This is a genomic window from Streptomyces sp. NRRL B-3229 (assembly GCF_000719505.1).
Lineage (GTDB): Bacteria > Actinomycetota > Actinomycetes > Streptomycetales > Streptomycetaceae > Streptomyces > Streptomyces griseorubiginosus.
The window spans coordinates 89,442-112,685 of the sequence record NZ_JOGP01000025.1; the positions used below are offsets into that span (position 1 = coordinate 89,442).

A 23,244-nucleotide genomic window follows, 5' to 3' on the forward strand; every position below is an offset into this window, starting at 1 on the left:
CCGTACTCGATCACTCGGCCGGGGCCAGACAGAACTCGTTGCCCTCGGGGTCGGTCAGAACGGCATGACCCGCGTGCCGGGCCTGGACGGCCGCGCCGAGCCCGCTGAGACGGTCGATCTCCGCATCGAGGTCCGCCGCCCGGAGATCCAGGTGCACCCGGTTCTTCACCCGCTTGCCCTCCGGCACCAGCTGGAACCACAGGCGGGGTCCGCCGCCCGCCGGTTCGACCAGGACCGTCGGGTCGTCCTCGGCACTCTCGATCCCGAGAGAGCGCAGACGGGCGAGTTCCGCCTCGTCGTAGGGCGCGACGGCATGGTCGTCCAGGGCGGCCGCCCAGAAGCGGGCCGTGGCCGCGGGGCGGGCGCAGTCGAAGACGATGTCGTGAAGTCGCGCCATCTCTTCATGCTGGGCGTGCCGACACGCGGTGTCATCCGGGTTTCCGGCCCCAACTCGGCTTTCCTGCCTCTATGTTCGCAACGACGCCCACGACACGTCGTCGCTCACGCATTCCGAGCCAGGAGGCCTTCCCCATGCGCACAGCGCTCCGTACCGCCCTGACCGGCGCGGTCGTCACCGCCACCGTGCTGGCCGGCGGCACCGCCCACGCGACCCCGCCGGGCCCCGGAGTGGTCGGCAAGCTGATCGCCCAGAAGACCGTGGGCGACACCGACTACGTGCTGAGAGAGATCACCGTGCCGCCGGGTCAGGCCACCGGCTGGCACTACCACGACGGCCCGGTCTACGGGTACGTCAAGCAGGGCACGCTCAGCCACTACCACGCCGACTGCGCGAGCGACGGCGTCTATCCGCAGGGCACGGTGGTACGCGAGCCGGGCGGGCCGGGCGATGTGCACCTGGGCCGCAACGAGGGCACCACCCCGCTCGTCCTGGAGGTGCTGTACGTGCTGCCGCACGGCTCGCCGTACTCGGAGGACGTGCCGAACCCCGGCTGCTCCTTCCAGTGAGCCGCCCGGTGGGCGGCCTGGACACGGCGATCAGAAGTCGAGCGGTTCCAGCGACTGCTCGGCCCAGATCGTCTTGCCGCTGCCGGTCTGCCGGCTGCCCCAGCGCTGGGTGAGCTGGGCGACCAGCAGCAGCCCGCGGCCGCCCTCGTCGAAGACGTGGGCGCGCCGCAGGTGCGGCGAGGTGGAGCTGCCGTCGGAGACCTCGCAGATGAGGGTGCGGTCGCGGATCAGCCGTAGCTGGATGGGCGGTGCCCCGTACCGGATGGCGTTGGTGACCAGTTCGCTGACGACGAGCTCGGTGACGAAGGAGGCCTCCTCCAGCCCCCAGGCGGCGAGTTGCTCGGTGGCGGCCTGCCGGGTCGCGGCGACGTGCGCGGGGTCCGGTTCGACGTCCCAGGTGGCGACCCGGTCCGCGCCGAGGGCCCGGGTCCGGGCCAGCAGCAGGGCCACGTCGTCGCCGGGCTCCTCGGGCAGTACGGCCTTCAGGACGGAGTCGCACAGGCCGTCGAGGGTGTCGGTCCTCGCCGTCAGCGCGCGGCACAGTTCCTCGGTGGCGTGGTCGACGTCGCGGTCCCGGTCCTCGATGAGCCCGTCCGTGTAGAGGGCGACGACGGCGCCCTCGGGCAGTTCGATCTCGGTGGCCTCGAAGGGCAGGCCCCCGACGCCGAGCGGGGGTCCGGCGCTCAGCGGGAGGAGCCGGGTGCTGCCGTCGGGCAGGACGAGGGCGGGCGGCGGGTGGCCGGCGGCAGCGGCGGTCAGGCGGCGCGAGACCGGGTCGTAGACGGCGTAGAGGCAGGTGGCGCCCAGTTCGGCGACCTCGATGCCCTCGTCGGGGCGGTCGTCGGAGGCGAGGTGGGTGACCAGGTCGTCGAGGTGGGTGAGGAGTTCGTCGGGCGGCAGATCGACGTCGGCGAGGGTGCGCACGGCCGTGCAGAGGCGGCCCATGGTCGCCGAGGACGGGATGCCGTGGCCGACGACGTCACCGACCACGAGGGCGACCCGGCTGCCGGAGAGCGGGATGACGTCGAACCAGTCGCCGCCGATGCCGGCCAGCGAGCCGGAGGGCAGATAGCGGTGGGCGACCTCGACCGCGGCCTGTCCGGGCAGCCCGCGCGGCAGAAGGCTGTTCTGGAGGGCCAGGGCGGTGGTGCGCTCGCGGGCGAAGCGGCGGGCGTTGTCGATGCAGACGGCGGCCCGGCTGGCGAGTTCCTCGCCGAGGACGGCGTCGTCCTCGCCGAAGTCGTCGGGGTGGGCGATGCGGACGGCGACCACCACACCGAGGGTGGTGCCGCGGGCCTTGAGCGGCACCGCGAGCATGGAATGGACCCCTTCGCGGAAGGAGCGGCCGGCCGGGGCGCGGGCGTTGCGTTCGGCGACCCAGCTGATGAACTCGGGTTCGCCGGCCTGGCTGACGACCGCCCGGCCGTTGTGCAGGGCCCGGGCGGGGGGCGAGGAGGCGTGGTAGATGTCGGCCGCGCCGAGGCGGACGGCGGCCTCGGGGGTGCCCTCGTGTCCGGAGCCGTGGGCGACGCGCTGGAGCACGATGTCGCCCTCGAGCACGGTGAGTGGTTCGTCGGCGCCGAGCACCCATTCGAGGAGGTCGACGCTGGCGAAGTCGGCGTAGCGGGGCACGAGCAGTTCGACGAGTTCCTCGGCGGTGCGCACCACGTCGAGGGTGGTGCCGATGGCGGCCGCCGCCTCGTTGAGCAGGGCCAGCCGCTGGCGGGCCCGGTACTGGTCGCTGCTGTCGAAGGCGGCCAGGGCGACGCCGGTCACCTCGCCGGAGTCCTCGTCGCGGACGGGCCACATCTCGATGCTCCAGGCGTGCTCCCGGTTGAGGGAGGGGGCACCGGTGAAGCTCTCGTAGCGCACGGGCAGGCCGGTCTCGGCGACCTGGCGCAGATGCGTGTGGAATCCCCGGCTGTGCTCGGCGTCCTCGATGGTCTCCAGGAAGTGCCGGCCGAGCAGGGCCACCTCGGGCACCCCCATCACCCGGCAGGCCACCTCGTTGAGGCGCAGGTAGTGCTGGTCGGGGTCGAACACCGACATGGACATGGACGCCTGCTGGAAGGCCTGCTCGGCGACGGTCGGCTCCCTGGAGGCGGGCGGCCGGGCGGTGAGCACGTAGGCGACGGGGGCGCCGTCGGAGCCGGCGAGGGGACATGCCTCCACGAAGCGCGTGAGAGGGGAACCGTCGCGGTGTCGCAGGACGACGGTCCCCTTCAGTGCCGCCACGGCCGGCCCCGGCGGGTCCTCGGCGAGCAGCTCCCGGGCCGCCCGTCCCACGACCTCCTCGGCCGTACGCCCCGTCAGCCTCCGAGCGCCCTCGCTCCAGCCCGTCACAACACCTGCGGTATCGATGACCGCCGTAGCGGAGACGTGCTCCATATCGTCCAGGATGGTCCCTTTGTCGGACCGCATCAACCGAAACGGAGCAACCGGGCCCCGTGCGTCACGGCCGGTGGGCGCGCAGGGCTTCGAGGGCGCGGTCGGCATGGGTGTTCATGCGCAGTTCGCTGCGGACGACCTCCAGGACCGTGCGGTCCTCGGCGATGACGAAGGTGACCCGCTTGGTGGGGGCCAGGGAGAAGCCGCGCTTGACACCGAAGAGCTCGCGCACGGTGCCGTCGGCGTCGGAGAGCAGGGGCATGCCGAGGGCGTGCTGTCCGGCGAACTCCTGCTGGCGTTCGACGGTGTCGCCGCTGATGCCGACCGGGCGGGCGCCGACCGCGGCGAACTCCGCGGCGAGGTCGCGGAAGTGGCAGGCCTCCGCGGTGCAGCCGGCGGTCAGGGCGGCGGGGTAGAAGAACAGGACGACCGGGCCGTCGGCGAGCAGCTCGGAGAGCTTGCGGCCGGTGCCGGTCTCGTCGGGGAGCTCGAAGTCCTCGACGGTGTCGCCCGTCTCGATCGTCCTGCTCATGCCTGGCCCTTCCCGTTCTCGGCGATGCTGCGCGCCCACAGCACGAGCGGTATCTGGAGCGGCAGCCGTCCGATGGCCGCCGCCTTCTGGGGTGCGGGGCGGTGGCGCCAGTCGACGGCCATCTTGACGTTGGCGGGGAACACGCCGACGAAGAAGGCGGCGGTGGCCAGGGCCGCCGTACGCCGGGTCTTCGGCAGCGCAAGACCGGCGGCGAGCGCGAGTTCCACGGCACCGCTGGCGTAGGTCCAGGTGCGGGGCTCGCCGGGCAGGGCCCGCGGGATGGTCGCGTCGAAGGAACGCGGGGTGGCGAAGTGGGCGACGCCGGCGGTGGCCAGCAGTCCGGCGAGCAGCAGGGGCGAACGTGGGGACCGGGACACGGTTCCTCCTTCGGGGGGCTGCCGCGCACATTACTGGACGGTACGGAGGCCTCCGGCGGCGGGCTGTGCGGTGGTGGGGACCGGCGGTTCCGGGTGGCCGGGGTTCGTCGCGGGGCGGGAGTGCCGGGGTCGGTTGTCGGGCGGCTGCGGGTTCGTTGTGGCAGGTCGGGCAGTTCCCCCGCGCCCCTGGGGGGTTGCCGGGCCCCGGCGCGACCGACGGCCGCCCCTACCGTGGGTCCTGCCCAGGGAGGAGACGCGCCCCGGCGCGTACTGCGTTCTCAGTAGCCGTGATGGTCGGCGGAGGTACGACGACGGGGAAGCCACGACCAGGAAGAATGGAGCCGTTCCAGGACACGACCGGAGAGCCGATGAGCATGCCCCTGCGGGACTACGCCGACGATCATGTCCGTACGGTCGTCGCCGCGGCGACCGGGCTGCGGTTGCCCGCAGCACCGCAGGACGGCGAGGGCGTACCCGGCACCGATCGGCCCGACGTGGTGGGACAGCCCGGGCTCCCCCCGCTCCCCACCGCCCCGGAACGCCAGGAACGGACACCATGACCATCCGCGTGCTGCTCGCCGACGACCAGGCCCTGCTGCGGGCCACCTTCCGGATCCTCATCGACTCGTGCGACGACATGGAGGTGGTCGCGGAGGCCCCCGACGGTGCCGCGGCCCTGGACCTCGCACGCGTCCACCGCCCCGACGTGATCCTCATGGACATCCGGATGCCGGGGACCGACGGCCTGGCCGCCACGTCCGCGATCTGCGCGGATCCCGAGCTCTCCGGCACCCGGGTGCTGATCCTGACCACGTTCGAGATCGACGAGTACGTGGCCCAGGCACTGCGGGCCGGGGCGAGCGGCTTCCTGGGCAAGGACGTCACCGCCGAGGACCTGCTCACCGGGATCCGGACCGTGGCGGCCGGTGACTCCCTGCTCTCCCCCGGCGCCACCCGCACCCTGATCACCCGCTTCCTGTCGGCTCCGGGTCTCGGCACGCGGCTCGCGGCCGCCGACGACCTGACCGGCCTCACCACCCGGGAGCGCGAGGTGATGGCCTGGGTCGCCGAGGGGCACTCCAACGAGGAGATCGCGGCGAAGCTCTTCGTCAGCCCTCTGACGGTCCGCACCCACGTCCACCGCGCGATGACCAAACTGGGCGCACGGGACCGCGCCCAGCTCGTGGTGATGGCCTACCAGTCGGGTCTGGTGCAGGCCCTGCCGCCCGAGGAGCGCTGACCGCTCACCTGTCGGACAGCTTCTCCAGCCACTGCTGGAGCAGGGCCGTCTCCGCCACGGTGAGCGTCGGCGGCAGCTCGGCCCGGAGCCTCGCGGCCAGGGTGGCGGCCGCGACGGACACCTGACGCCCCTCGTCCCGTACGGCGGCGCCCGCGGGCCGGGTCACCGAGTCCAGCACCGCGTCGCGCAGCCGCTCCGCGAACTTGCCGTCGGTGTACTGCTCGGGTCTGGTCAGCATCGACAGGGCCGCCCCGACATTGGCCGACATGATCATGCGGGTGGCCAGCGCGGGCGGCACCGTCAGCCGCCCCTCGGCCGCGCAGCGCTCCAGGATGCCGTGGAGCAGGTCGTGGGCCTCCTGGGCGGCGGCCGGGGGCACGGTGAGCTCGGGCGAGTACATCAGGCGGTAGTGGCTGGGGTGCTCCAGCGCGAAGCGCATGTGGTTGTCCCAGCCGTCCTTGAGGTCCTCGACGGGATCCTCGCTCGGCCGCGCCGCACGTTTGGACGCGAGGTACTGCTCGAAGCCCCGGTCGACCACGGCGGCCAGCAGACCTGCCTTGTCGCCGAAGAGCCGGTAGAGCATCGGCGCCCCGACCCCGGCCCGCTCGCACACGGCCCGCGTGGAGACATCGGCGGCCGACGCGCCGGCCAGCAGCTCGGCGGCCGCCTCCAGGATCTTTTCCCTCGCATCCATGCCCCTACCGTACGACATCCGTAGCACCGATACGAGCGAGGGGTTACCAATGCTACGAGCCCGTGTTATCGTCGATACGAATAGTTCGTATCAGCGCTAACAAAGGATGCGGTCATGACCACCCACCCCGGGACGGAACGACGCGTCGCCATCGTGACCGGCGGATCGCGCGGCATCGGACGGCAGATCGCCCAGCGGCTCGCGGCCGACGGATTCGCGGTCGTCGTCGGGTACGCGGGCAACAAGGAGGCGGCGGACGAGGCCGTGCGTGCCATCGAGGAGGCGGGCGGCACCGCGTACGCCGCCCGCGCGGATGTCGCCGACGAGACCGCGGTCGCCGCCCTGTTCGACCTGGCGGAGGCCACCTACGGCGGCGTCGACGCAGTCGTCCACTCGGCGGGCCGGATGCCCCTGTCCCCGATCGCGGACCTCGACCTGGCCGAACTCGACGCGCTGTACCGCACCAACATCCGCGGCACCTTCGTCGTCGACCAGCAGGCCGCGCGCCGGCTGCGGCCGGGCGGGGCGCTCGTCAACCTCTCCAGCTCGGTCGTGGGCCTCGCCTTCCCCGGCTACGGCGCCTACGCGGCCAGCAAGGGAGCGGTCGAGGCAGTGACCCTGATCCTCGCCCGTGAACTCCGCGGCCGCGACGTCACCGTCAACGCCGTGGCCCCCGGCCCGACCGCGACCGACCTCTTCCTCGACGGCAAGGACGAGGAGACCGTCGCCCGCCTCGCGGCCCAGCCCCCGCTGGAGCGGCTGGGCACGCCCCAGGACATTGCCAACGTCGTGTCGTTCCTGACCAGCCCGGCCGGCCACTGGGTCAACGGCCAGGTGCTGCGGGCGAACGGGGGCATCGTCTGACCGGCCAGGGTCACGCCGCCCTATCGGCCAGGGTCACGCCGCCCTGCCGACCGGAGCAACGCCGCCTTGAGGCCGGGTCCACGCCGCACTGACCGACCGGGGGCACGCCACCCTGACCGACCGGGGGCACGCCGCACTTCCGAGATCTTCCAGCCGCCGACCACCCAGCCGCGGGGGCACCGGCCGGTTCGGCTACGGGTCCCGGACGACACCATCGTCAGCCTGTCCGGGATGTCCGACAGCGCGTCCGGACACCGCGCTCACCGCGCCACCGCCGCTCGCCCCACGCCCTGCGACCCGCGGCCCTCCCCCCTCGCCCCGAGTCCGTCGCCCCGAGCCCCGCGCCACGAGCCCGCCACGTGGCGCCCCTCCTTCCGCCGCCCCAGCACACCGCCCCTGTCCAGCGCTCGGCCGGACCGGTGGCCTCCCGCGAAGAACGCCCACCGGCCCGCGCCCGTTCAGGGGAACCCCGCGCCCGGGGTGCGTGGGGGCCGGTGGTCGTGTCGACACCTCACCCGTGACCCTCCCGTTGATCGCCCCCATGCTGGCCACACCAGGCACGCTGCCGTCCGCCGCGCAGGACGCCCGGTGGGCCTACGAGACCAAACAGGACGGCCAGCGGGTCGTGGTGTACCTCGCCGGGGACGGCAGCGCGGTGCTGCGGGCCCGGTCCGGGGAGGAGATCACCGGCGCCTACCCCGAGCTCGCGCCGCTGGGCGGTGCCCTAGGTGCCACCCCGGCGGTGCTCGACGGGGAGATCCTGGCCCTGGACGAACAGGGGCGCGCGGACTTCCAGTTGCTCCAGCAGCGGATGGGACTCGCCCACGCCCCGGTCAGAGCGGCCCGTCGGGCTGCCGAGGCGCCCGTCCATCTCGTGCTGTTCGACCTGATGCATCTCGGGAGGCGTTCGCTGCTGGCCCTGCCCTACACGCAGCGGCGGGCGCGGCTGGAGGAGCTGGAGCTCACGGGGCCGCGCTGGTCGACGCCCGCCGCCCTGGTCGGCCATGGCGAGGAGGCCCTGCGTGCCACGCGGGAGCACGGGTTGGAGGGCCTGGTCTGCAAGCGGCTGGACTCGGTCTACGAGCCCGGGGTGCGCTCCCGGGCCTGGATCAAGATCCGCAACATGCACAGTGAGGACGTCCTGGTGGGTGGCTGGCTGCCCGGCAAAGGGCGGCTCACCGGACTGCCGGGCGCGGTGCTGGTGGGGCAGCGGGCGCAGGAGCGGCTGCGGTTCGCGGGCAGCGTGGGCACCGGCTGGAGCGCGGCGGAGCGCACCGAACTCGCCGCGCTGCTGGCGGCCGCGGCGACGGACGTGTGCCCCTTCGATCCCGTCCCGGCGACTCCGGGCGCCCGCTGGGTGCTGCCCCGGTTGGTCGGCGAGGTCCGCTACAGCACCCGCACGAGAGCCGGGCTGCTGCGTCAGCCGTCCTGGCTGCGGCTGCGTCCCGATCTCGCCCCGGAGGATTCCGCCGCCGATCTTCCGGAGCCACCTGCGTGATCCGGCTGTTGGGCGGGGCGTCACCGGAGCGACGCCTCCCACCTCTTGGCGTGGACATGGAAAACCGGGAAGCTGAACTCCCCAGTAACCCACAGCCGTTGGGCTGCGCCCGGACACTAGGAGGACGCAGTGTCGTCACCGTCGTTCAAGAAGCACCGCACGAGATGGCTCACCGGCCTGGCCGGCGCCGCGGCCCTCGTGGTGGCCTTCCCCGCCGCCGCCTTCGCCGCTCCGCCCAAGGCGCTGTCCGCCAACGCCGAGAGCGCCGAGTTCACCTACCAGCCGGCCTTCGACTACGACACCGACGGCTGCTACTCGACGCCCGCCATCGGCCCCGACGGCACGATCAACGGCGGTCTGAAGCCGACCGGTTCGCTCAGCGGCGACTGCCATGACGCCTCGGACCTGGACAACACCAACACGTACTCGCGCTACAAGTGCAACAACGGCTGGTGCGCCTACCTGTACGGCCTGTACTTCGAGAAGGACCAGGCGCTGGCGAACACCAGCATCGGCGGGCACCGCAACGACTGGGAGCACGTCGTGATCTGGACGCAGAACGGCACGGTCCAGTACGTGTCGACGTCCAACCACGGTTCGTTCACGGTGACGGCCGCCTCCGGCGTCCGCTTCGAGGGCACGCACGCGAAGATCGTCTACCACAAGGACGGCATCAGCACGCACTGCTTCCGGCTGGCCAACTCCAACGACGAGCCGCCGGAGAACGCCAAGGGCACGTGGCAGTACCCACCGCTGGTCGGCTGGAACGGCTACCCCTCCACGGCCCTGCGCGACAAGCTCAGCGCCTACGACTTCGGCAGCGCCAACTTCGGCCTGAAGGACGCCAACTTCGCCGCCCATCTGGCGTCGGCGAAGCCGTCGGGGATCTCCTTCGACCCCAACGCCTGAGCCGGCGAAGTCCGTTCGAACGCCCGTCGGGCACGTACGACCGACGTCGGGCGCGGGTCCTAGGACCCCGGCACCGCCGGATTCCGTCCCGCGCCCGATCCTCGCCGATCACCCCCGATCTAGCGTTTCAGGCATGGACACGACCCACACGAACGAGAGCGGCGGACTCCTGGAAGAGGCCCTGGAACGCGTACACGCGTCCGGCCCGGAGCGAGAGGGCTGGCTGTCCAACCACGCGCCCATGGTCGTCGAGTCGCTCGCCGCGCACGGACGGGCGGCCTCGGTGCACCGGTGGCTGGACCTGTACCGGGACCGGCTGGAGGACTTCCCCGACCGCACGGCCCCCGTCACGCACGACAACTGGCGCACGGCACTGGGCGATCCGTGCCGGATCGCGGACTGGACCGACCACTTCACCCGCACGCTCGCCGAGCGCCCCTGGCGGGACGTCCTCGCCGAGTGGTGGCCACGTTTGCTGCCCGGCCTGTACGGCGGCGCCACGCACACCGTCATCCGGGTCGGCCACGCCGTGCGCGCGGTGGCGGCCGAGGAGAACGCGCCCCGGCGCACCGAACTCGCCCACGCGCTGGGCTACTGGGCCGCCCGGTACCAGCCGGTGACCGGCCTCGTGGCGGTGCCGGGCGCGGCGAGCGCCGGACAGGCCCTGGACGCCGTACCGGCGATCGAGCCGGGGCACGTGGGGTTCCGGGACAGGCTGGCCGCGGTGCGACACCTGCCGGTCTGGGCGCAGGAGGTCACCGACCCGGACATCGCCAGGCAACGGCTCACCGAACTTGTCCGGGCCGCGACCCACCGCTACGCCACCCACGGCCACGGCGAGCCCACCATGCTCGTCCACGCGGCGACGGCCCCCAACGCCGTGCTGCGGACACTGGATTCACTCCCCCGGGACCAGTGGGCCCCCAGTCTGCACGCGGCCTGGGCGGCGTCGGCGGCGGTCACGGCGATGTACGCGCCGGAGGAGCCGGTCGCCTACGTTCCGCCGGGGCGTCTCGCGCCGGAGGAGGTCCTGGAGCGGGCCCTGGCCCACGGCGACGAACACGTCATCAAGCTCACCGACACCGCTCTGGACGTCGGGGACGAGCAGGCCCTCGCGGCCGCCCTGCGCTCGGTCGAGCTCAGCGAGCCGCTCGTCTAGGCACCGGCCACCACGGAGTCGCCCAGGGGCGTCCGCCCGTAGAGCACGTGGAGGCCCTGCCGCCGTGAGTCCAGCAGGCCCGCCTCGCGCAGGACGGCCAGATGGGCGGAGACCGTCGACGGGGCGAGGCCGTGCCGGCGGGCCAGGTCCGTGGTCGAGGCCGGATCGTCCAACCCGGCCAGGACTGCGGCGCGTTGGCGCCCCAGGAGCCGGGCGAGCGCCTCCGGCGGACGCGGCGCTTCGGCGGAGTTCAGGGCGCGCATACCGCGGGCGGGATAGATCACCGTGGGCTGCCAGGGGCGGGCGAAGCCGCTCACCACGTCCGGCCAGACGAACACGCTCGGCATGAGCAACACCCCTCGCCCGTCGGCCAGTTGGGCGTCCCTCATGTCCCCGCGCACAGGGAGGGTGAGGCTGCCGTCGGCCCAGTCGACGTCCGGGTGCAGATCGGCGAACAGCGCGTCGAGCCCCGCGTCCGCCGCCTGCCGGGAGCGGTGGGCGATGTCGGCCTCCAGCACGGCCCGGTGACGCGCCCAGTCGGGGGCGACAAGAGCCTGCCAGGCCTGCTCGGTGAGGTCGGCGAGACGCCGTACGGTTCCGGCCGGGTCGTCGAGGGCGGCCCGGCCCCGCGGCGACTCGGCGAGGCCCGGGGTGCAGAAGAGCGAACGCGCCATCTCCTCACGGGCGAGGGAGGGATCGGTGGCGCGCACCCGGGCCAGTTCGTCCTCGAAGCGCGGGTAGGGCTCCTCGGGCGGGGGCCCCAGGAAGTCGGGGGTGTAGCCGCCGACCGGTGGGATGAACAGCCACAGCGGGGACAGGTCGAGCCCGGCCACCGCGGGTGCCACGCGTCGCAGCCAGTCCCGGTGGTAGCCGTGCCGGGCGGACCGGCGCAGCATGCGCAGCGCCTCATGGGTCTGGCACAGCGGTGAGACGGCGAACCGGCTCCGCCTCAGATCGTCGTTCCCGAGCCGCAGGGTCAGCGCCACACCAGCCTCCCCGGCGGCCGTGAGTGATTCGTCCTGGACCGAAAGAGTAGAGCCGCACAGCCCGGCGCAGCACGCTGGCCGTCCCTCTTTCCCTCCCCCGGAAGGCACTTGGATGGGCAGCGTACGTCCGGCCCCCTGGCGCAGGGCCGCCGTCGTCACGGCACTGATGCTGGCCGCGTTCACCTTCAACACCACCGAGAACCTCCCCGTGGGCCTGCTGTCCCTGATGGCGGACGACCTGCGGGTCTCCCTCACCGCGGTGGGCGCGCTGGTCACCGGCTACGGCCTCGCGGTCGCCGTCGGTTCGCTGCCGCTGGCCCACCTCACCCGGTCCGTGCCGCGCCGGTATCTGATGGCCGTACTGCTCGCGGTGCTCGCGGCGGCCAGCTGGCTCTCCGCGCTCACGGCCGTGTCGTACGGCCTGCTGCTGGCCGCCCGGGTGGCGACCGCGCTGGCGCAGGCGCTGTTCTGGGCGGTGATGGGGCCGACCGCGGTCGGCCTGTTCCCGCCCGAGCGCCGGGGCCGGATCATCGGGCTGCTGTCGGTCGGCGGTTCACTGGCCACGGTGGCCGGAGTCCCCGCCGGCACATGGCTGGGCGGGCACAGCGGCTGGCGGGTGCCCTTCGCCGTGCTCGGGGCGCTCGCCGTGGTGTCGCTGGTCACGGTGGCCGTGCTGCTGCCGACCTCACGTCCGCGGGAGAGCCACGCGGCCTACGGCGCCGCCCCGGACCGGCGCCGGTTCGCGGTGGTGCTCGCCACCACCGCCCTGTCGGTGACGGGGGCGTTCACCGGGTTCACGTACCTCGTCGCCTTCCTGGACGAGGTGAGCGGGTTCGGGCGGGACGCGGTGAGCGCCGTACTGCTGGCGTTCGGGGCGGCGGGGCTGGCCGGGGTCGCGGCGGTCGGGCCGCTGCTGGACCGGTATCCGCGGGCCACGCTGGTCGTCCCGGTGACGGGACAGGTCGTGGCCCTGGTGGGGCTGTACGTGGCCGGGGACAGCCAGGTGGCGACCGTGGTGCTGCTCATGCTGCTGGGCGCCTCGGTGGCGCCCGCGTTCATGGCGACGCAGAGCCAGGTGCTGCTGGTGGCGCCGGGGCGTACCGAGACGGCGCTGGCGGCCAACTCGGCGGCCTTCAACGTGGGCGTGGCCGCCGGTGCCCTGCTCGGCGGAGCGCTGCTGCCCCTGACCGGGACCCGCGGCACGTTCCTGGCCGGGGCATCGCTCACTGTGGTGGCGTTGGTGGTGCTGTGCCGACCGGCGACCGTCGTCGCACGGTCAGCGGTGAAGGCGCCGGAGACAGGCACTGGATGACGACCGCATGTGTCTGCTCAGGGGGCGCCCGGGCCGGGCAGAAGTGACGCTACGGCTTACCCGTTGCTCCCCGACCTTCAAACACCGGGCCTCCGCAGGGTCTATCGTGTCCCGCATGTCCCTCCCGGAACTGATCCGCATCGTCTCCCGTGACTCGCCGATGGCGTTGGCCCAAGTGGAGCGCGTCAGAAGCGAGTTGGCCGCACTGTATCCCGGTGTGCGCACCGAGGTCGTACCGGTGAGGACCACCGGTGACAAGTGGATGGGCGACCTGTCGAAGGTCGAGGGGAAGGGCGCGTTCACCAAGGAGGTCGACGCCGCGCTGCTGGCCGGCGAGGCGGATCTCGCGGTGCACTGCGTGAAGGACGTGCCGGCCGACCGGCCGCTCCCGGCGGGCACCACGTTCGCCGCGTTCCTCGAGCGGGACGACATCCGGGACGCCCTGATTCACCCGGGCGGCCTCACCCTGGACGAACTCCCGGAAGGGACCCGGATCGGGACCTCCTCGGTGCGCCGGGTGGCGCAGCTGGCCGCCACCCATCCGCATCTGGAGTGCGTGCCGTTCCGCGGCAACGCCAACCGGCGGCTGGCGAAGCTGGCGGCGGGCGAGGCGGACGCGCTGCTGCTGGCGGTCGCCGGCCTGGAGCGCATCGACCGCCGGGACGTGATCACCGAGATCCTGTCCCCCGAGACGATGATGCCGCCGATCGGCGCGGGCATCCTCGCGCTCCAGTGCCGTGAGGGCGACACCGAACTGATCGACGCGGTCAGCGCGCTGGGTCATCCCGACACGTTCCGGGAGGCCACCGCCGAGCGCATGTTCCTGCACGTCCTCCAGGGCCACTGCAACAGCCCGATCGCCGGGTACGCGCGCGTGGACCACACCGGCGAACTCTCTCTGCGGGCCTGTGTCTTCACCGCGGACGGCAAGACGCGACTGAACGCCCACGAATGGGCGGGCCGCCTGGATCCGGCCACGCTCGGAACGTCGGTGGCGGTGGCACTGCTGCGTCAGGGCGCCCGCGAGATCATCGACGGCATCCCGCACTGAGTCAGGGGACCGGGCGCCGGGAGCGCGCACGGCTCAGGCCGTGCCTTCCTCCGCCTGGTCCCGCAGGAAGTTGCTGACCTGGCAGGCCAGGCCCTCACGGCCCGCACCCGCGTGCGCGGCCCCTTCGTGAAGACCGATGCCGCCGGCCCACAGCCGCCGGTCGGCCCACTCGTCGTCGACCCGCAGCTGGATCTGCACGTCGATCTGGCTCAGGCCGGCCTCCGGGGCCGCCGCGAACAGCACGGCGGTGGCGCGGCGCAGCGGGTAGACGTCGAAGCCCTCGATGAACTGCGAGTTCCGCCAGTCGATGAAGGCGCTCTCGCCGTCGGGGCCGATCCGCACGTCGATCTGGCCGTCCTCGAGGTGGACCGTCGGGTGCTTCTCGCCGCGGTTCTCCACTGTCACGCGGACGCTGAAGTAGGTGAGCCCTTCGGCGGCGTCGTCCCGCCCGCGCGGCGGCTCGGCCGCCTCCAGACGGTGGACGCGGACCCGCAGACCGGCATGCTCGTCGTACTCCTGCCAGTCCCCGACCACGTTCGGCTTGTACACAGTGCACCTCTTCGACCTCAGAGAGCTGCTTCCTATCTGTGTGCTCAATGCACTGTCAAATGAGCAGAATGCGCTGTGGCCAGGGAATTCGCCCCCTTTGATCGCTGATCAAGCCGTGCGCAGGAAGAATCCGCCAGACGGCCGGAAAAACGCTTTCACAGGCGTGCCGCACATCACGTTCCCCAGCCATGATCAACGGGCCAGCCGGCCGAGGAGCGAGGAGGCCGCGGTGATGCCGAGCGCGGCGGCCACGGCCAGCACCCCGAAGTCGAGCGCCAGATGGGCGGGCGTGCCGAGCAGCAGGCCGCGCAGGGCGTCGACTTCGTAGCTGAGCGGGTTCACCTTGCTGACGGCCTGGAGCCAACCCGGCATGACGGAGAGCGGGTACAGGGCGTTGGAGCCGAAGAAGAGCGGCATGGTGATGGCCTGCCCGATGCCCATCAGGCGGTCCCTGCTGAGCACGATGCCGGCGATGGTCATCGACAGGCAGGAGAAGAAGGCCGAGCCGAGGATCACGATCACGCCGACGCCGAGGAGCTTGAGCGGGTTCCAGGTCAGGGAGACGCCCAGCAGAGCGGCGATGACGATGACGACGACGGCCTGGATCAGCGACTTCACTCCGGCCGCGAAGGCCTTGCCGGTGGTCAGTGCCGAGCGCGGAGTGGGGGTGACCAGGAGCTTGTTGAGGATGCCCGCGTCCCGCTCCCAGATGATCTGGATGCCGTAGAAGATGGCGATGAACATCGCGGACTGGGCGATGATGCCGGGGGCGAGGTAGTCGATGTAGGGGATGCCCCCGGTGGGGATCGCCTTGATGCGGGTGAAGGTCTGGCCGAAGATCAGCAGCCACAGGGCGGGCTGGACGGCGCGGGTGTAGAGCTCGGTGCGGTCGTGGCTGAGCTTCTGGAGTTCGACGGCGCACATCGCCACGATCCGGGCGGGCAGCAGCCGCCATCCTGCGCGCGGCTGCGGGGGCTTCAGCAGCAGGCCGATGTCAGCCGACACGGTTCGCGGTGCGGCGGGTGCTTCGGACATCGCGGAAATCCCCTCCTTCGTCTTCGAGGCCGCTGCCGGCGACGTCCCGGAAGACGTCCTCCAGCGTCGGCAGAGTGTCGGTGCCCCGCTTCTCGGCCAGCCCCCGCCGGAGCTCCTCCGGGGTGCCGAGGGCGCGGACGCGGCCGCGGTGCATGAGGCCGACCCGGTCGCAGTACTGGTCGGCCTCGTCCATGTAGTGGGTGGTCACCAGAACCGTCATGCCGGTGGCCTCGCGTACGGCGTTGATGTGCTCCCACACGCCGGTGCGGGCGATCGGGTCGAGGCCGATGGTCGGCTCGTCGAGGATGAGCAGCCGGGGTGCGCTGACCAGGGCCTGGGCGAGTTCGAGGCGGCGGACCATGCCGCCGGAGTAGGTGCCGGCGAGCCGGTCGGCGGCGTCGGTGAGGTCTACGGCGGCCAGGGCCTGGGCGACCCGCTCGGCGCGTTCCCTGCGGGACACGTCGAAGACGCGGGCGAACAGGGTGACGTTCTCCCGGCCGGTCAGGTTCGCGTCGGCGGACAGCTGCTGCGGGACGTAGCCGAGCAGCCGTCGTACGGCCATGGCGTCCTCGGCGGTGTCGCGGCCGAAGACGTGGACCATGCCGGCCGGGACCGGGAGCAGAGTGGTGATGCAACGGATGGCGGTGGTCTTGCCCGCGCCGTTGGGGCCGAGCAGTCCGAAGACCTCGCCCTCCGCCACGGTCAGGTCCAGTCCGTCCACGGCCTTCGTGTCACGGAACGCGTAGTCGAGTCCGGTGCAGGAAACAGCGTCGGGTGTCATGACTCCTCGGCTTCCTCTTGCAGGGTGACGGCGAGGGCGCGCAGGGCCGGCAGCGCGGCCCGCAGGGCTTCCTGCTCGGCCGTGTCGAGCCGGGCGAGCTGCCGTCCGACGAGTGCGACACGCCGCTGCTTCCAGTCCCTGAGCCGCGCCTCGGCCTGCTCGGTGAGCAGCAGTCGCGCGGCGCGCCGGTCGGCGGGGTCGGTCTCGCGGACCAGGTGCCCCTCCTTGGCGAGCTGGTTGACCAGGGTGGAGACGGAGTTCCCGGCCAGGTGGAGCTCCTTCGCGGCCTCGGAGACGCCGATGCCGGGCCGGGACTCGACCAGGCGCAGCAGCTCGACCTCGGCGCCGCGCAACCGCGGCACCGTGAGTCCCGCGCGCAGTCTGCGCCTGAGCAGCCGCTGGACTCCGACGAGGGCGTCGGCCAGCTCTTCGGGAAAGGTCTCCTCGTCCATACGGCCGAGATTACCTCTGTGTCAGAGCTATCTCGACCAAGGGCGGGTCAAGCACATCTCGACCCCATACACACCCCTCTTGTGCCTATATCCGATGATCAGTAGCTTTTGTTTGCTTTCACCCGATAGCGGGAATCCTTATGCCAGTGCTTCGGACAGGAGGCACCTCCGTGGGAGCCCGGTGAGCGGGTTCCGGATGTTTCAGGGTCCGAGTGCTCTCCTCCCACGGTGTCTGTCCATCCAGCACCCGCTCAGGGAGGTGCGCGGCATGACCGTCGCCACCAGAACCAAGCCCCATCCGCATGACGACGCCCCCGACACCAACGCGGCGTTCGAGCGCCTGGCCGAGCTGCCGGAGGGCCCGGAGCGCAAGGCGCTGCGGGACGAACTGGTGGAGCTGTGGCTGCCCATGGCGGAGCGGATCGCCGTCCGCTTCCGCGGCCGCGGCGAGTCCCTCGAGGATCTCTACCAGGTGGCCGCCCTCGGCCTCGTCAAGGCCGTCGACCACTACGACCCGGCCCGCGGCAGCGCCTTCGAGGCGTACGCGGTGCCTACCGTGACCGGCGAGATCAAGCGGCACTTCCGCGACCACATGTGGACCCTGCACGTGCCCCGCCGGGTGCAGGACCTGCGCAACCGGGTCCGGCAGGCCTCGAAGGAACTGTCGCAGACCCCGGGAGAGGCGCCCACCGTGGCGGAGATCGCCGAACGGGCGCATCTCACCGAGGACGAGGTCCGCGCCGGTGCGGAGGCCCTGGAGTGCTTCTCGACGCTCTCGCTGGAGGCGGAGATGCCGGGCACCGACGGCTACGCCCTGGGCGACGCGCTCGGCGGCCCCGATCCCTCCTACGACGTCGTCGTCGACCGGGTCGCCGCCAGGCCCTGCCTGGAAGCCCTGCCGGAGCGCGAGCGGACCATCCTCTATTTGCGGTTCTTCCGGGGCATGACCCAGAGCGGGATCGCCGAGGAGCTCGGCATCTCCCAGATGCACGTCTCGCGCCTGCTCAGCACCTGCTTCGACCGGCTGCGCGCGGAGATCCTGGCCGACTCCGGCTGATCCGACCCCTGGACTCCGGGGGGCGCTGTCACTCCGGCGGCGCCCCCGGAATCTGTGTCGGGCCGTACTGGTCCAGGGCCTCTTCGAGCTCGACCCGGATCTCCTCGGGGATGTCTCCGGTCCTGCCCCAGATGAGGATGAGGTCCGCGACGTTGCGCAGCTTGATGTTGGTGTGCTGGGAGACGACCTTCAGCACGGCCCAGCCCTCGTCTGGGGTCACCCTGCCGAGCGCGACGACCATGCCGATGGCCTGGTCCACGACAGCATGGGAGGCGACCGCTTCCTTCAGCTGGTCGATCTCCTCCTGGAGCGCGAAGACCCGGTCCGGGTCCGCGGCGGGTTCCTCGGGTACGCCTGACACCTGTTCATCGTGTCACTCGGACGGCTCCTCGGCATCGGGCGCGAGGCCGTACGGGGCACCGTTTCGGTGACTCCCCCGGGGTACTCGGCAGGCGGCCGCAGCGGTTCCGGAACGACACTGGACGAAAGCCCCGCTGGCCGCAGCCCGACGAGAGCAGGACGCGACCGCCATGAACCACGACCCGAGACTCCCCGGCACGACCGCGGACGTCGTCTCCAGCCACCATGTGTTCGGAGCCCCCTGCTGGGTGAGCCTGACCTGCCGCGACCAGGCGACCACGGAGGACTTCTACGGAGCCGTCCTCGGCTGGGAGTGGAAGCCGGTCAAGCTCGGTGAGCGCTTCCGGGTCGCGCTGGTGGACGGCACGCCGGTCGCCGGTATCGCGGCCGTGGCGTCGATGTGGCAGATGGCGGTGGCCTGGACGCCGTACTTCGCGGTGCCCAGCGCGGACGAAGCCGTGGCCCGGGTCCAGGAGCGCGGCGCCACCCTTGCGGTGGGGCCGCTGTCCTTCCCGCCCGGGCGGGCGGCGCTGCTCTCCGACCGCGACGGCGCGACCTTCGGCATCTGGGAGGGCGAGCTCGTCGCCGACTGGGAGAGGTGGCGCCGGGCCCAGCCGGCCTTCGTGCGGCTGCACACCCGCGACGCGTTCGACGCGGCGATCTTCTACGGCGAGGTCCTGGAGTGGGCGACGGGGCGGCCCGGCTGCTGCGAGGTCGAGTACGAGGGCGGCGAGGTGGTGCTGCGCAGCGGCGGCGACGTGGTGGCCCGTATCGAGTCGGGGGCCCTGGGCTCCGCGCCGGACCCCTCGATCCGGCCGCACTGGCAGGTCCACTTCGCGGTCTCCGATGTGACGGCCTGCGCCAGGGCCGCCGAGGCACATGGCGGCACCGTCCTGACCAAGGACCACACCGAGGCCGTCCTGCGTGACCCCGACGGAGCCCAGTTCACGGTGACGTCACGGCGCAATCACTGAGCGCCTCGATCGCCTGATGCGCTCACAAGGGAGGGGCGCCGCGACAAAGATCGCGGCGCCCCTCCCTTTTCCGCTGTCAGCCGCCCCCGCGGGACGGCCGGGACAGCAGGACGAGACTCCTCGCCTGGACCGTCATCTCCGTGCCGGCCTTGTGCTCCGACTCGTCGGCGCCCTGGGGCTCCGCCGTGTCGAGGAGGGTCGTCCAGCGCTCGCCGTAGGCGGGGTCGGGGAGGCGGAAGTCGACGGGCTCCCAGTAGCCGTTGAGCAGCAGCAGGAACGAGTCGTCGACCACCCGCTGGCCGCGCGGGTCGGGTTCGGCGATGGCGTCGCCGTTGAGGAAGACACCGACGGAGTGCGCGTCGGACCGCTGCCAGTCGGCCTCCGTCATCTCGCGGGCGTCCGGCAGCTGCCAGACCAGGTCCGGCAGCGGCTGCCCCGCGTGCGTCACGGTCTCCCCGCGGAAGTAGCGGCGCCGGCGCAGCACGGGGTGTGCGGCGCGCAGCCCGATCACGTACCGCGTGAACGCGGCGAGTTCGCGTTGCTCATCGCTCAACGCCCAGTCGATCCAGGAGACTTCGTTGTCCTGGCAGTAGGCGTTGTTGTTGCCGCCCTGGGTGCGCCCGAGTTCGTCGCCGTGACCGATCATCGGGATGCCCTGGGAGAGCAGCAGCGTCGCGAGGAAGTTGCGCTGCTGACGGCCCCGGAGTTCGAGCACGGCCGGGTCGTCGGTCGCACCCTCCGCGCCGCAGTTCCAGGACCGGTTGGTGCTCTCGCCGTCCTGACCGCCCTCTCCGTTGGCCTCGTTGTGCTTGTCGTTGTAGGAGACGAGGTCGCGCAGCGTGAAGCCGTCGTGCGCGGTCACGAAGTTGACGCTCGCGCGGGGGCGGCGGCGGCTGTGCTGGTACAGGTCGGAGGACCCGGTCAGCCGGGAGGCGAACTCCCCGAGGGTGTGCGGCTCGGCGCGCCAGAAGTCCCGTACGGCGTCCCGGTACTTGCCGTTCCACTCCGACCACAGCGGCGGGAAGTTGCCCACCTGGTAGCCGCCCTCGCCCACGTCCCACGGTTCGGCGATCAGCTTGACGCGGCTGATCACCGGGTCCTGCTGGATCAGGTCGAAGAACGCCGACAGCCGGTCCACCTCGTGGAACTGCCGGGCCAGGGTGGCCGCGAGGTCGAAGCGGAAGCCGTCGACGTGCATCTCGGTGACCCAGTAGCGCAGCGAGTCCATGATCAGCTGAAGGACGTAGGGATGCCGCATCAGCAGGCTGTTCCCGGTGCCGGTGGTGTCGTAGTAGTGACCCCAGTCGCCGTCCACCAGCCGGTAGTACGAGGCGTTGTCGATGCCCCGGAAGGAGAGGGTGGGCCCGTTCTCGTTGCCCTCGGCGGTGTGGTTGTAGACCACGTCGAGGATGACCTCGAGACCGGCCGCGTGCAGCGCCTTGACCATCGCCTTGAACTCGGCGACCTGCTGTCCGCGGGTGCCGTGGGCGGCGTAGGCGTTGTGGGGCGCGAAGAAGCCGATCGTGTTGTAGCCCCAGTAGTTGGACAGGCCGCGGTCCTGGAGCACCCCGTCCTGCACGAACTGGTGCACCGGCATCAGCTCGACGGCCGTCACTCCGAGCGAGGTCAGGTGGTCGATCACCGCCGGGTGGGCGAGACCGGCGTAGGTGCCGCGCAGTTCGGGCGGTACGTCGGGGTGGGTGCGGGTGAGCCCGCGGACGTGCGCCTCGTAGATCACGCTGTCGGCGTAGGCCCGGCAGGGCGGGGTGTCGTCGCCCCAGTCGAAGGCCGGGTCGGTGACCACGCCGAGCATGGTGTGCCCGGCGCTGTCGGCCTCGGGGGTGACCAGCGAGGGGTGGGTGTCCGTCTGCCCGTCGACCGCCTTGGCGTACGGGTCGAGGAGCAGCTTGGAGGGGTCGCACCGGTGTCCGAACTCGGGTTGCCAGGGGCCGTGCACCCGGTAGCCGTACCGCTGCCCCGGTCCGACCCCGGGCAGATAGCCGTGCCACACGAATCCGTCGGCCTCGGTCAGCGGGACAGTGCGGTGGCCGCCCTTGTCGTCGACCAGGACGAGTTCGACGCGCTCGGCGACCTCGCTGAACAGCGCGAAGTTGGTGCCCTCGCCGTCGAAGGCGGCGCCCAGCGGGTACGGGCGCCCGCTCCAGGCGGGCACCCGCTTGCCGTTCCTGTCCGGCTTCTTCCTGGATGCCGGCACGTCAGCACCCGCCCTCGGCGGCAGCGGCGGCCAGGGCCGCGACCGGCAGTTCGCGCGGCACCTGGAGGACCTCCCGCAGGCTGGGCTCGGGCGCGGTCGGCACGAGCGGGACGCGCTCCCCGGAGCGGGCCCGCTGGGAGAACCAGATGACCTTGCTGCCGGTCTCCGTGGCGCAGCAGCCCCAGCCGTCGCTCATCACGGCGATGCGTTCGAGGCAGGCGCGCAGATCCAGGTCCGGGCGCAGGTCGCTGTCGTTCTCGCCGACGGCCGTGATGAGGTGCTGACCGTTCCACCACAGCTCGATCGAGGTGTTCTTGTCCGTCGCGTGCTCGTCGATGGCCTTCAGCAGCAGGACGGCACCGCGGCAGACCGGCTCGACCAGGGTCTCCAGGTCCCAGAGCCGTAGGTGGGCGGCCAGGATGCGCCTGACCTGTCCGACCCGTTCCGGGCTGACCTCCACGTCGAGGTGGTAGTAGCAGGGGACTGCGGTCTTCATCGTCGCTCGCTCCTCACCGGCGAAGCTCCCGCTCCTCCCGGCCCCCGCGGGACCGGGCCCCGAAACACACGGAGCGTGAGCGCTGTTCGCTTCAGAGTCACTCCAGAGTGGGAGTGCTACGCCATTCGTGCAACACGAGCGGTTCCTGAGGCGCGTGTTGCCGGTGTCGGCCGACTCGGCCTGGTCTCATCCCGTTGAAGATCCAACAAGACGCTGAGTCGTTACCCGTGCACCATGAGTGAAGATCCCGCGAGTCCCGGGATCTTCCCCGGTCCCGAAAGGTGAAAGGCGCCATGCTGCTACCGGCCAAAGCCGAAGTCGCCCGGCAACTGCGGCGCTACCGCGCATGGGAGCGCCGCATGCTCGCCTCCCCCGCCGACCTCACCGTCCGGAGCACCTTCGAGGACTCGGGCTACACGCTGTGCGTTCTGATGGGCAAGCGCTGTGCCCGCGAGGCCGCGGACGCCGCCGAGCGCTATCTGCGGAGCAGCGTGATCGCCTACTTGCAGGAGACGAGCGACCTCCCGCACACGAGCGCCGCCGTCCGACGGGGTCCACCGAGATCGGCGGAACGTTCCCCCGCGGGGAGGTAAGCACCTTCCGGCGCAGCTTCGATCCCCGGCCGGGCGCACCCTGTGCCCGGCCTCGAGCACGGCGGAGGCGAGAACATGAGCACCACCCCGGCCATCGGCCGTATCCCGGTACGCGACGTCCGTCCTGCCGTCGAGTCGGGCAGGCGCCCGGCGAAAGCGGTCGTGGGCGAGACGTTCGAGGTCACCGCCACCGTGTTCCGCGAGGGACACGACGCGGTCGCCGCCAATGTCGTCCTCACCGACCCGGAGGGCCGGCACAGTCCCTGGACCCCCATGCGGGAGCTGGCCCCGGGCAGCGACCGCTGGGGCGCCGAGGTGACCGTCGACGTCGAGGGCCGCTGGACGTACCGCGTGGAGGCCTGGAGCGACCCGGTGAGCACCTGGCGGCACACCGCGCGCATCAAGGTGCCGGCCGGTATCGACACGGGGTCGGTCCTGGAGGAGGGCGCCGAGCTCTACACCCGTGCCGCGGCGGGCGTCACGGAGGAACCGCAGCAGGCGGTGCTGCTGGCCGCCGCGAAGACACTCGCCGACGACTCGTTGCCGGTCGCCACCCGTCTGGCGGGTGCGCTCACCCCCGAGGTGGACGCGGTGCTGGCGCGTCATCCGCTGCGGGAGTTGATCACGGCGTCGGAGTCGTTGCCGTTGCTGGTGGAACGGGAGCGGGCGTTGTTCGGCTCGTGGTACGAGTTCTTCCCGCGTTCCGAGGGCACCCCGGAGCGGCCGCACGGCACGTTCCGGACGGCGGCGCGGCGG

General features: G+C 72.0%; 26 protein-coding genes. 13 read left to right on the forward strand and 13 right to left on the reverse strand.

Features of this window, described 5'->3' with window-relative positions; all coding sequences use genetic code 11:
* Nucleotides 1–10 precede the first annotated feature (10 nt).
* Nucleotides 11–397, reverse strand: a complete 387-nt coding sequence (locus IF54_RS0132110; protein WP_030325176.1) for a VOC family protein — start codon at nt 395–397, stop codon at nt 11–13.
* A 134-nt stretch (nt 398–531) separates the two neighbouring features.
* Here IF54_RS0132110 and IF54_RS0132115 point away from each other — a divergent pair, with 134 nt between their 5' ends.
* Nucleotides 532–966, forward strand: coding sequence for a cupin domain-containing protein (locus tag IF54_RS0132115; protein WP_030325178.1), 435 nt, complete (start codon nt 532–534; stop codon nt 964–966).
* Between the two features lie 30 nt (nt 967–996).
* Here IF54_RS0132115 and IF54_RS0132120 read toward each other — a convergent pair whose 3' ends face one another.
* The 3 genes from IF54_RS0132120 to IF54_RS0132130 form a co-directional block, all read right to left on the reverse strand.
* Complete coding sequence (locus tag IF54_RS0132120; protein ID WP_030325180.1) at nt 997–3,354, reverse strand: SpoIIE family protein phosphatase; 2,358 nt, start codon at nt 3,352–3,354, stop codon at nt 997–999.
* A gap of 64 nt (nt 3,355–3,418) precedes the next feature.
* A complete protein-coding gene (locus tag IF54_RS0132125; RefSeq protein WP_030325182.1) occupies nt 3,419–3,886 on the reverse strand; it encodes a peroxiredoxin in 468 nt (155 codons plus the stop codon).
* The gene (locus tag IF54_RS0132130; protein WP_030325184.1) at nt 3,883–4,263 is read right to left on the reverse strand and encodes a DoxX family protein; all 381 of its coding nucleotides are present in this window, start codon (nt 4,261–4,263) and stop codon (nt 3,883–3,885) included. The genes IF54_RS0132125 and IF54_RS0132130 overlap by 4 nt, the downstream gene beginning before the upstream one ends.
* A 368-nt stretch (nt 4,264–4,631) precedes the next feature.
* On the opposite strand from IF54_RS0132130, the gene IF54_RS0132135 reads away from it, so the two are divergent.
* Nucleotides 4,632–4,823, forward strand: a complete 192-nt coding sequence (locus IF54_RS0132135; RefSeq protein WP_234439113.1) for a hypothetical protein — start codon at nt 4,632–4,634, stop codon at nt 4,821–4,823.
* Entirely contained in the window at nt 4,820–5,503 is a 684-nt protein-coding gene (locus tag IF54_RS0132140; RefSeq protein WP_030325189.1) for a response regulator, read from the forward strand. Before IF54_RS0132135 ends, IF54_RS0132140 begins: the two co-directional genes overlap by 4 nt.
* Before the next feature lie 4 nt (nt 5,504–5,507).
* Here the strand turns inward: IF54_RS0132140 and IF54_RS0132145 are convergent, their stop codons facing one another.
* Complete coding sequence (locus IF54_RS0132145) at nt 5,508–6,197, reverse strand: TetR/AcrR family transcriptional regulator (RefSeq protein WP_030325191.1); 690 nt, start codon at nt 6,195–6,197, stop codon at nt 5,508–5,510.
* Between the two features lie 114 nt (nt 6,198–6,311).
* On the opposite strand from IF54_RS0132145, the gene IF54_RS0132150 reads away from it, so the two are divergent.
* The 4 genes from IF54_RS0132150 (at nt 6,312) to IF54_RS0132165 (ending at nt 10,627) form a co-directional block, all read left to right on the forward strand.
* Nucleotides 6,312–7,061, forward strand: a complete 750-nt coding sequence (locus IF54_RS0132150; protein WP_030325193.1) for an SDR family oxidoreductase — start codon at nt 6,312–6,314, stop codon at nt 7,059–7,061.
* Nucleotides 7,062–7,578: 517 nt separating this feature from the next.
* Nucleotides 7,579–8,559, forward strand: coding sequence for an ATP-dependent DNA ligase (locus IF54_RS0132155; protein WP_030325195.1), 981 nt, complete (start codon nt 7,579–7,581; stop codon nt 8,557–8,559).
* Between the two features lie 129 nt (nt 8,560–8,688).
* Nucleotides 8,689–9,468, forward strand: a complete 780-nt coding sequence (locus IF54_RS0132160) for an NPP1 family protein (protein WP_030325197.1) — start codon at nt 8,689–8,691, stop codon at nt 9,466–9,468.
* 133 nt (nt 9,469–9,601) lie between these two features.
* Entirely contained in the window at nt 9,602–10,627 is a 1,026-nt protein-coding gene (locus IF54_RS0132165; protein ID WP_030325199.1) for a questin oxidase family protein, read from the forward strand.
* Here IF54_RS0132165 and IF54_RS0132170 read toward each other — a convergent pair.
* Entirely contained in the window at nt 10,624–11,613 is a 990-nt protein-coding gene (locus IF54_RS0132170; RefSeq protein ID WP_030325202.1) for an ArsR/SmtB family transcription factor, read from the reverse strand. The two genes, IF54_RS0132165 and IF54_RS0132170, sit on opposite strands and share 4 nt — an antisense overlap.
* A gap of 112 nt (nt 11,614–11,725) precedes the next feature.
* Here IF54_RS0132170 and IF54_RS0132175 point away from each other — a divergent pair, with 112 nt between their 5' ends.
* Entirely contained in the window at nt 11,726–12,925 is a 1,200-nt protein-coding gene (locus IF54_RS0132175) for an MFS transporter (RefSeq protein WP_030325204.1), read from the forward strand.
* Nucleotides 12,926–13,040: 115 nt separating this feature from the next.
* Nucleotides 13,041–13,976: a hydroxymethylbilane synthase gene (gene hemC, locus IF54_RS0132180; protein WP_030325213.1), complete on the forward strand. Its 936-nt coding sequence runs from the start codon at nt 13,041–13,043 to the stop codon at nt 13,974–13,976.
* A 33-nt stretch (nt 13,977–14,009) separates the two neighbouring features.
* Here hemC and IF54_RS0132185 read toward each other — a convergent pair whose 3' ends face one another.
* The 4 genes from IF54_RS0132185 to IF54_RS0132200 form a co-directional block, all read right to left on the reverse strand.
* Nucleotides 14,010–14,525, reverse strand: a complete 516-nt coding sequence (locus IF54_RS0132185; RefSeq protein WP_030325215.1) for a hypothetical protein — start codon at nt 14,523–14,525, stop codon at nt 14,010–14,012.
* A gap of 192 nt (nt 14,526–14,717) precedes the next feature.
* Nucleotides 14,718–15,560, reverse strand: coding sequence for an ABC transporter permease (locus IF54_RS0132190; protein WP_030325218.1), 843 nt, complete (start codon nt 15,558–15,560; stop codon nt 14,718–14,720).
* Entirely contained in the window at nt 15,520–16,341 is an 822-nt protein-coding gene (locus IF54_RS0132195) for an ABC transporter ATP-binding protein (protein ID WP_030325220.1), read from the reverse strand. Before IF54_RS0132195 ends, IF54_RS0132190 begins: the two co-directional genes overlap by 41 nt.
* Nucleotides 16,338–16,793, reverse strand: a complete 456-nt coding sequence (locus tag IF54_RS0132200; protein WP_030325222.1) for a MarR family winged helix-turn-helix transcriptional regulator — start codon at nt 16,791–16,793, stop codon at nt 16,338–16,340. Before IF54_RS0132200 ends, IF54_RS0132195 begins: the two co-directional genes overlap by 4 nt.
* A 268-nt stretch (nt 16,794–17,061) precedes the next feature.
* Here IF54_RS0132200 and IF54_RS0132205 point away from each other — a divergent pair, with 268 nt between their 5' ends.
* Entirely contained in the window at nt 17,062–17,850 is a 789-nt protein-coding gene (locus IF54_RS0132205) for an RNA polymerase sigma factor SigF (RefSeq protein ID WP_030325224.1), read from the forward strand.
* 28 nt (nt 17,851–17,878) lie between these two features.
* On the opposite strand, the gene IF54_RS0132210 is transcribed toward IF54_RS0132205, so the two are convergent.
* Nucleotides 17,879–18,211, reverse strand: coding sequence for an ANTAR domain-containing protein (locus IF54_RS0132210; protein ID WP_030325226.1), 333 nt, complete (start codon nt 18,209–18,211; stop codon nt 17,879–17,881).
* A gap of 169 nt (nt 18,212–18,380) precedes the next feature.
* On the opposite strand from IF54_RS0132210, the gene IF54_RS0132215 reads away from it, so the two are divergent.
* Nucleotides 18,381–19,184 (forward strand): VOC family protein, encoded by an 804-nt coding sequence (locus IF54_RS0132215; protein ID WP_030325228.1) that lies wholly within the window; start codon nt 18,381–18,383, stop codon nt 19,182–19,184.
* Nucleotides 19,185–19,260: 76 nt separating this feature from the next.
* Here the strand turns inward: IF54_RS0132215 and glgX are convergent, their stop codons facing one another.
* A complete protein-coding gene (glgX, locus tag IF54_RS0132220) occupies nt 19,261–21,357 on the reverse strand; it encodes a glycogen debranching protein GlgX (protein WP_030325231.1) in 2,097 nt (698 codons plus the stop codon).
* 43 nt (nt 21,358–21,400) lie between these two features.
* The gene (locus IF54_RS0132225) at nt 21,401–21,895 is read right to left on the reverse strand and encodes a hypothetical protein (RefSeq protein ID WP_030325233.1); all 495 of its coding nucleotides are present in this window, start codon (nt 21,893–21,895) and stop codon (nt 21,401–21,403) included.
* Nucleotides 21,896–22,188: 293 nt separating this feature from the next.
* On the opposite strand from IF54_RS0132225, the gene IF54_RS0132230 reads away from it, so the two are divergent.
* Nucleotides 22,189–22,488, forward strand: a complete 300-nt coding sequence (locus IF54_RS0132230) for a DUF5133 domain-containing protein (RefSeq protein ID WP_030325236.1) — start codon at nt 22,189–22,191, stop codon at nt 22,486–22,488.
* Nucleotides 22,489–22,563: 75 nt separating this feature from the next.
* The coding region (locus tag IF54_RS0132235) for a maltotransferase domain-containing protein (protein WP_030325238.1) at nt 22,564–23,244 on the forward strand (681 nt) is incomplete at its 3' end.

Bases quoted from the DNA above. Each gene is read 5' to 3' on its own strand.
- IF54_RS0132175 (WP_030325204.1), top strand. From the start codon at position 11,726: ATGGGCAGCGTACGTCCGGCCCCCTGGCGCAGGGCCGCCGTCGTCACG.
- IF54_RS0132225 (WP_030325233.1), bottom strand. From the start codon at position 21,895: ATGAAGACCGCAGTCCCCTGCTACTACCACCTCGACGTGGAGGTCAGC.
- IF54_RS0132145 (WP_030325191.1), bottom strand. From the start codon at position 6,197: ATGGATGCGAGGGAAAAGATCCTGGAGGCGGCCGCCGAGCTGCTGGCC.
- IF54_RS0132110 (WP_030325176.1), bottom strand. From the start codon at position 397: ATGGCGCGACTTCACGACATCGTCTTCGACTGCGCCCGCCCCGCGGCC.
- IF54_RS0132140 (WP_030325189.1), top strand. From the start codon at position 4,820: ATGACCATCCGCGTGCTGCTCGCCGACGACCAGGCCCTGCTGCGGGCC.
- hemC (WP_030325213.1), top strand. From the start codon at position 13,041: ATGTCCCTCCCGGAACTGATCCGCATCGTCTCCCGTGACTCGCCGATG.
- IF54_RS0132120 (WP_030325180.1), bottom strand. From the start codon at position 3,354: ATGGAGCACGTCTCCGCTACGGCGGTCATCGATACCGCAGGTGTTGTG.
- IF54_RS0132200 (WP_030325222.1), bottom strand. From the start codon at position 16,793: ATGGACGAGGAGACCTTTCCCGAAGAGCTGGCCGACGCCCTCGTCGGA.
- IF54_RS0132150 (WP_030325193.1), top strand. From the start codon at position 6,312: ATGACCACCCACCCCGGGACGGAACGACGCGTCGCCATCGTGACCGGC.
- IF54_RS0132165 (WP_030325199.1), top strand. From the start codon at position 9,602: ATGGACACGACCCACACGAACGAGAGCGGCGGACTCCTGGAAGAGGCC.
- IF54_RS0132230 (WP_030325236.1), top strand. From the start codon at position 22,189: ATGCTGCTACCGGCCAAAGCCGAAGTCGCCCGGCAACTGCGGCGCTAC.
- IF54_RS0132115 (WP_030325178.1), top strand. From the start codon at position 532: ATGCGCACAGCGCTCCGTACCGCCCTGACCGGCGCGGTCGTCACCGCC.
- IF54_RS0132190 (WP_030325218.1), bottom strand. From the start codon at position 15,560: ATGTCCGAAGCACCCGCCGCACCGCGAACCGTGTCGGCTGACATCGGC.
- IF54_RS0132135 (WP_234439113.1), top strand. From the start codon at position 4,632: ATGAGCATGCCCCTGCGGGACTACGCCGACGATCATGTCCGTACGGTC.
- IF54_RS0132215 (WP_030325228.1), top strand. From the start codon at position 18,381: ATGAACCACGACCCGAGACTCCCCGGCACGACCGCGGACGTCGTCTCC.
- IF54_RS0132125 (WP_030325182.1), bottom strand. From the start codon at position 3,886: ATGAGCAGGACGATCGAGACGGGCGACACCGTCGAGGACTTCGAGCTC.
- IF54_RS0132195 (WP_030325220.1), bottom strand. From the start codon at position 16,341: ATGACACCCGACGCTGTTTCCTGCACCGGACTCGACTACGCGTTCCGT.
- IF54_RS0132205 (WP_030325224.1), top strand. From the start codon at position 17,062: ATGACCGTCGCCACCAGAACCAAGCCCCATCCGCATGACGACGCCCCC.